The 5,980-nt window shown below is 58.5% G+C and carries 5 protein-coding genes; 3 read left to right on the top strand and 2 right to left on the bottom strand.

What is annotated here, in order from left to right; all coding sequences use genetic code 11:
- Positions 1–221: 221 nt before the first annotated feature.
- From JJ869_RS21480 to JJ869_RS21470, 3 genes are all read left to right on the top strand, one after another.
- On the top strand, positions 222–665 hold the full coding sequence (locus JJ869_RS21480) for a DUF302 domain-containing protein (RefSeq protein ID WP_292270607.1): 444 nt from the start codon (positions 222–224) through the stop codon (positions 663–665).
- Positions 666–852: 187 nt separating this feature from the next.
- Positions 853–1,338: a fasciclin domain-containing protein gene (locus tag JJ869_RS21475; protein WP_292270606.1), complete on the top strand. Its 486-nt coding sequence runs from the start codon at positions 853–855 to the stop codon at positions 1,336–1,338.
- Between the two features lie 122 nt (positions 1,339–1,460).
- Positions 1,461–2,195, top strand: a complete 735-nt coding sequence (locus tag JJ869_RS21470) for a BglII/BstYI family type II restriction endonuclease (protein WP_292270604.1) — start codon at positions 1,461–1,463, stop codon at positions 2,193–2,195.
- Between the two features lie 60 nt (positions 2,196–2,255).
- On the opposite strand, the gene JJ869_RS21465 is transcribed toward JJ869_RS21470, so the two are convergent.
- Both JJ869_RS21465 and clpB read right to left on the bottom strand, forming a co-directional pair.
- Positions 2,256–2,912 carry an MT-A70 family methyltransferase gene (locus JJ869_RS21465; protein ID WP_292270602.1) on the bottom strand — a complete coding sequence of 219 codons (657 nt, stop codon included), beginning with the start codon at positions 2,910–2,912 and terminating at the stop codon, positions 2,256–2,258.
- Between the two features lie 167 nt (positions 2,913–3,079).
- The gene (gene clpB / locus JJ869_RS21460; RefSeq protein WP_292270600.1) at positions 3,080–5,695 is read right to left on the bottom strand and encodes an ATP-dependent chaperone ClpB; all 2,616 of its coding nucleotides are present in this window, start codon (positions 5,693–5,695) and stop codon (positions 3,080–3,082) included.
- Positions 5,696–5,980: the final 285 nt, after the last annotated feature.

The raw sequence follows: 5,980 nt of genomic DNA, 5'->3' as shown, positions 1-5,980 counted from the left end.
GGCATCACTCGTCTGCGTCCGGTCGATGATCCCCAGCACAATCGCGGCAAGGACGATCAATCCGATCACTCCGACAAAAAAGAGCGCCAAAAAATTCAGTGCATACATGGCGACGCCCATAACGACCTCACATTCAATTCATTGCATCTATATGAGGGAACGCGTTAGACTGATCCCAACGATCCCAGCTTACGGCAAGGCTTGCCACAAAAGGAGACCCCATGAAACGTCTGCTCGCCACACTCGCACTGACAATCGCGGCATCCTCGGTCTCTGCTGCGGATATGATCACCTATGACACGGATCAGTCTTTTGACGACGTCACCTTCGGCCTCGAAAACGCGATCCTGGATGCAGGGCTTGTGATCGACCACATCAGCCACACGGGCGACATGCTGGAACGCACCAAGGGCGATGTCGGCTCGGACGTCACGCTGTTCCTGCACGCCGATGTTTACAGCTTTTGCTCCGCCAAGCTGTCCCGCGACGTGATGGAGGCCGATCCCATGAACATCGTCTTCTGTCCCTACGACATTTTCGTCATGGTCCGCCCAGAGACCCCGGAAGTGACAACCATCGGATTCCGCACCTTCCCGGACGGCGCGATGAAGACAATCGAAGCGCTTCTGGATAGCATCGCAAAGGCTGCAATCGGGCTTGAATGATGACGGATCACTAACGCCTGATCACAAGAATTTCAGTTGAAATAGCAATAACTTGCGGCTCAGGCGGCAAGCGCTTTTTGTCAAGCGGCATCGGCGGATTCCCCCGCAGATCCAAACACCCTCGGCCTGCGTTAAAGGTCCAGATGTGCGAGACACATCGCAACGCTTTTTACAAAGGACGACACACATGTTTCGTAAGACAACAATCGCCCTCACAACTGCCGCTTCGCTGCTGGCAGGCACCGCATTCGCCGGAGGTCACTCCAAGGATATCGTCGACACCGCCGTTGATGCAGGCACGTTCGGAACCCTCGTCGCAGCGGTTCAGGCCGCTGGCCTGGTCGACACGCTGAAGGGCGAAGGCCCGTTCACCGTATTCGCACCGACCGACGAAGCTTTTGCCGCTCTGCCGGAAGGCACTGTCGAAAGCCTGCTTCTGCCGGAAAACAAGGATCAGCTGGTCGCCATTCTGACCTACCACGTGATCCCCGGCAAAGTGATGTCGACAGACCTCACCGATGACATGGAAGCCGCAACCGTTCAGGGTTCTTCCGTGACCATCGACCTCGACAACGGTGTAATGGTTGAAAACGCCAACGTGACAACCGCCGACATCGAAGCATCGAACGGCGTGATCCACGTCATCGACACGGTGATCCTGCCGGAAGGCTAAAAACGTCGCGCGCAAGCGCAATCAAGGGCGGTCTTCGGACCGCCCTTTTTCGAGTTTCCTCGGCTTTGTCCGTCCTTTTAAACGCCGCTTGAGGCGGGGTATAGATGCCGTAAGCTGGGCGCATGTTTGACGAGCTTCGAAAAAACGGATTTGATGTTGAGACCCGCAACCATGCGGGGGCCATCCTGTCCGTCGATTTTCCCGAAATCGCTGGCGAACTTGAATCCGCGCTTCAGGATCTGAGCATCCCGGCCGAGGAACTGATCGGCTCTGGCGGCGGTGAGGCTCCATCGACCCAAAGACTGCGAAAGCGGCTCTACGAAGAAAACTGGCCCAAACACAGCTTCGACTTCCGCATGATCGTCGACGGGCGCGAAACCGTGTCCAACAGTCACGAGATTGACCACATTCGCAGTACGCCCTTGGGCAAGGTCGCTTTGGAAATCGAATGGAACAACAAGGATCCGTTCTTTGACCGCGACCTAGAAAATTTTCAGCGCCTTCATGCGCAATCCGCGATTTCCGTCGGCATCCTGATCACGCGGGGCGCCAGCCTTCAGGACGACATGCGGGGCATCATACAGCGTTGCATCGAAAAACACGGTTTCATCGACGAGGCCGAGATGGTGGACGCGTTTGGCATGAAGGACCGCACCAAACGCCAACGCGATGCGGTTCAGCGGATGATCGACCAGCATACGCCCTTTGCCGAAGCCTTTGCCAAGCATTTTGTCAGCGACAAATTCGGCGCGGCCACGACACATTGGCAAAAGCTGAAGGACCGGATCGACCGGGGTGTGGGCAATCCCTGTCCGCTTCTTCTGATCGGATTGCCCGCGTCCATCATCAAGAGCTGAGCGAGGAGCGGCGAGGATGATGCGTCATCGCATCATCCGTTACGATTGATCGAAACGCCCCTACTCTGCCGCCACGCCGGAATTGTGTTTGTAGGTCTTCCACGTCGGTTTGTAATCGTCGTCCGCCTGGTTGCCCCAGACAGTCCAACCATCCCGCTTGCCACGCCCGAACAGTTCCAGATACGGCCCCCAGGAACAGCTTTCGATGATTTTGTACTGCTCATCCGGCTTGCGGCTATGCTCACGCTTACGGGTCTTGAGCACGTCGCCATCCGGTTCGTCGGCTTCGATGTAGTTCACCTGCGACCGGCCCGGCCCCAATGTCCGCACATCCTTCCCGCGCACTCCGAACAGAAGGATCTCCGTCACATTGCGGAAATAGAATCCAACACCCCGGCCATCCGGCCCGCCATCCTTGCGCACTTTTTCCCAGATGATGTTCGACTTGTATTCAAATCCCCAAGCTTTCAGCACCTGAAGCCCCTCGGGCAACAGCGCGTTGGGCACCCAAAGATAACAATGTGCGCGATCTTCAAGATGCTCCGCCACGGGCAGCGCGCAGATCTCATCAAGCTCCATCGTGGGATAGCGTGCCAGACGTTTGTGCTCGGGCGCGACCTTGCCGGTGCGGTTCTGGAACCGCCACGGCGGGTCCGCCATGACGGTGGCAAAACGGTCGTCGCCCAGAAAATTGCGCAGATCGTCCGCAGCTGTCATGACTCACCTCTTATTGTGGGTTCACACCTGTCTAAATCAATATTTGGTATCGGGCAAACAAAGATCACAGGCTGTCTACAGCGATTTTGTGGGCAAACCCTTAACGATTGGCAAACATGGAAAAGGCGGGGTCTCCCCCGCCTCTTCTTTGCCACTTCGATCAAAGCTTAATGCACCACGGCATCATCCGGGCGCGGCCTGTTCGACGCGGCCACGCGATCCCCAATGATCAGGCCTTCAGCCCCCGCTGTCACGGGCACCAAATCCCCATCCGCGATGTCACCCGCCAGCAGCATCTCCGCAAGCGGATCCTGCAACGCCCGCTGGATCACCCGCTTGAGCGGACGTGCCCCGAACACCGGGTCGTACCCTTCGTCCGCCAACCACTTGCGGGCGGCATCGTCCAGTTGCAGGTCGATCTTGCGCGCGGCGAGCCGCTTGAGCAGACGCGCCATCTGGATCGTGACAATCCCGTTCATATCCTCGCGCTTGAGGCGGTCGAAGATCACGGTCTCGTCCAGACGGTTCAGGAACTCGGGACGGAAATGCGCCCGCACCGCGTCCATCACGTCGCGCTTGGCCTGACTGGGGTCCGCACCGTCCGGCAACTGGCTCAGCGCCTGCGACCCGAGGTTCGACGTCAGCACGATCAACGTCTGTTTGAAGTCCACGGTCCGGCCCTGACCATCGGTCAGCACCCCGTCGTCAAGCACCTGCAACAGCACGTTGAACACATCCGGATGCGCCTTTTCGACCTCGTCAAACAGGACAACCTGATATGGTCGCCGACGCACGGCCTCGGTCAGGACACCGCCCTCATCGTAGCCGACATAGCCCGGAGGCGCACCGATCAGACGGGACACGGCGTGTTTCTCCATGAACTCCGACATGTCGATCCGCACCATGGCGTTGTCGTCGTCAAACAGGAATTCCGCCACCGCCTTGGTCAGCTCGGTTTTCCCCACACCCGTCGGCCCAAGGAACAGGAAGCTGCCCAACGGACGATTCTCGTCGTTCAGACCAGCCCGTGCCCGACGCACTGCATTCGCGATGGCACGCACCGCCTGATCCTGACCGATGACCCGCTTGTGCAGACCCTCTTCCATCCGCAATAGCTTGTCGCGTTCGCCTTCCAGCATCTTCGACGTCGGAATACCGGTCCAGCGTTCGACAACGGCGGCTATCTGTTCCGGGCGTACAGCCTCCTCGACCATGACACCATCGTCAGAGCTTTCGGTCTCGGCCAGCTTTTTCTCAAGCTGCGGGATCACGCCGTATGACAGCTCACCCGCCTTGGCGAGGTTGCCCTCACGCTTGGCGATCTCAAGCTCGGCCCGCGCCTTGTCGAGTTGTTCTTTCACATCGCGTGCCGACGCCAGCTTGTCCCGTTCCGCCTGCCACTTCGCCGTCATTTCCGCAGACTTCTCCTGCAGATCGGCAAGGTCTTTTTCCAGCTTGGCCAGACGGTCCTTCGAGGCCTGATCGTCCTCCAGACGCAGGGCTTCCACCTCGATCTGTTTTTGCAGGATGTCGCGGTCCAGCGCGTCGAGTTCCTCAGGTTTGCTGTCCACTTCCATCCGTAGACGCGAGGCGGCTTCATCCATCAGGTCGATGGCTTTGTCCGGCAGGAACCGGTCCGTGATATAGCGATGCGACAGAGTTGCCGCGGCCACCAAAGCGCTGTCCGAAATCCGCACCCCGTGGTGCAATTCGTACTTTTCCTTGATGCCCCGCAGGATCGAGATCGTGTCTTCGACCGTGGGCTCCGACACCATCACAGGCTGGAACCGACGGGCCAAAGCCGCGTCTTTCTCGACATGCTTGCGGTACTCATCCAGCGTGGTTGCACCGATACAGTGCAGTTCGCCCCGTGCCAAAGCAGGCTTGATCAGGTTGGCCGCATCCATCGCCCCATCAGCCTTACCGGCACCGACCAGCGTGTGCATCTCGTCAATGAACAGGATGATTTCGCCCGCAGCGCTCGTCACTTCGGACAGAATGCCTTTCAGACGTTCCTCGAATTCACCGCGATACTTCGCACCGGCGATCAGCGCGCCCATATCCAATGCCAACAGACGTTTGTTACGCAGGGATTCGGGCACGTCGCCATTGACGATGCGCAACGCAAGACCTTCGGCAATCGCGGTCTTACCCACGCCCGGCTCCCCGATCAGAACAGGGTTGTTCTTGGTCCGGCGGCTCAGCACCTGCATGGCGCGACGAATTTCATCATCCCGGCCGATGATTGGGTCGATCTTGCCTTCGCGGGCACGTTCGGTCAGATCGAGCGTGAATTTCTTCAGCGCTTCGTACTGGTCTTCCGCGCTGGCACTGTCGGCCGTCCGGCCCTTTCGAATGTCATTGATCGCAGAATTCAGCGCCTGGGCGTTCACCGCACCCGCTTCCAGCGCTTCTTGCGCCGGGCTCTTGACCATGGCCAAAGCCATGAGGATCCGCTCGACCGGGACAAAGCTGTCGCCAGCTTTCTTCGCGATCTTTTCCGCCTCGTCGAGCACCTTGCCCGTCGCGCTGTCGAGATACACCTGTCCCGCATCGCCCGAGACTTTGGGGATCTTGGCGAGCTTGCCGTTCAAAGCCTGAACAACCCGCTGCGGCGCACCGCCAGCGCGTTGAATGAGGTTGGAGGCCAACCCCTGCTCATCGTCCATCAAGGCTTTGAGGATATGTTCGGGCGCCAACCGTTGATGGCTTTCCCGCATTGCAATGGTCTGGGCAGCCTGAATGAAGCCGCGCGACCGCTCCGTGAACTTTTCTAAGTTCATGGCCTTCTCCTTCTTGTTAAGCGCCCCGGTTCCGGACCCCCGCTTCGCGGCAAATCCGTGTGTGGGCCTTCGCCTATCAAGATGGAAACCCACACGCACCGCTTCAAGACCCTGTGACAGGAAGTGACCCGGTTTCGGTGCCCGGAACGTTTATTCCGTCAAGCGCGTTCCCATTTCATTAACATAGATCAAACAGAACCGAGCAGTTCGATGCCCTACACAGCCAATGCAACCAACATCATTCACGAAGCCCATACCGGCATGTTCGAAGCCCATGTCACGGTC

This window comes from Marivita sp. (assembly GCF_017643905.1).
Lineage (GTDB): Bacteria > Pseudomonadota > Alphaproteobacteria > Rhodobacterales > Rhodobacteraceae > Marivita.
This window is presented reverse-complemented; position numbering and strand designations above follow the sequence as displayed.

Bases quoted from the DNA above. Each gene is read 5' to 3' on its own strand.
- JJ869_RS21470 (WP_292270604.1), top strand. From the start codon at position 1,461: ATGTTTGACGAGCTTCGAAAAAACGGATTTGATGTTGAGACCCGCAAC.
- JJ869_RS21475 (WP_292270606.1), top strand. From the start codon at position 853: ATGTTTCGTAAGACAACAATCGCCCTCACAACTGCCGCTTCGCTGCTG.
- JJ869_RS21465 (WP_292270602.1), bottom strand. From the start codon at position 2,912: ATGACAGCTGCGGACGATCTGCGCAATTTTCTGGGCGACGACCGTTTT.
- clpB (WP_292270600.1), bottom strand. From the start codon at position 5,695: ATGAACTTAGAAAAGTTCACGGAGCGGTCGCGCGGCTTCATTCAGGCT.
- JJ869_RS21480 (WP_292270607.1), top strand. From the start codon at position 222: ATGAAACGTCTGCTCGCCACACTCGCACTGACAATCGCGGCATCCTCG.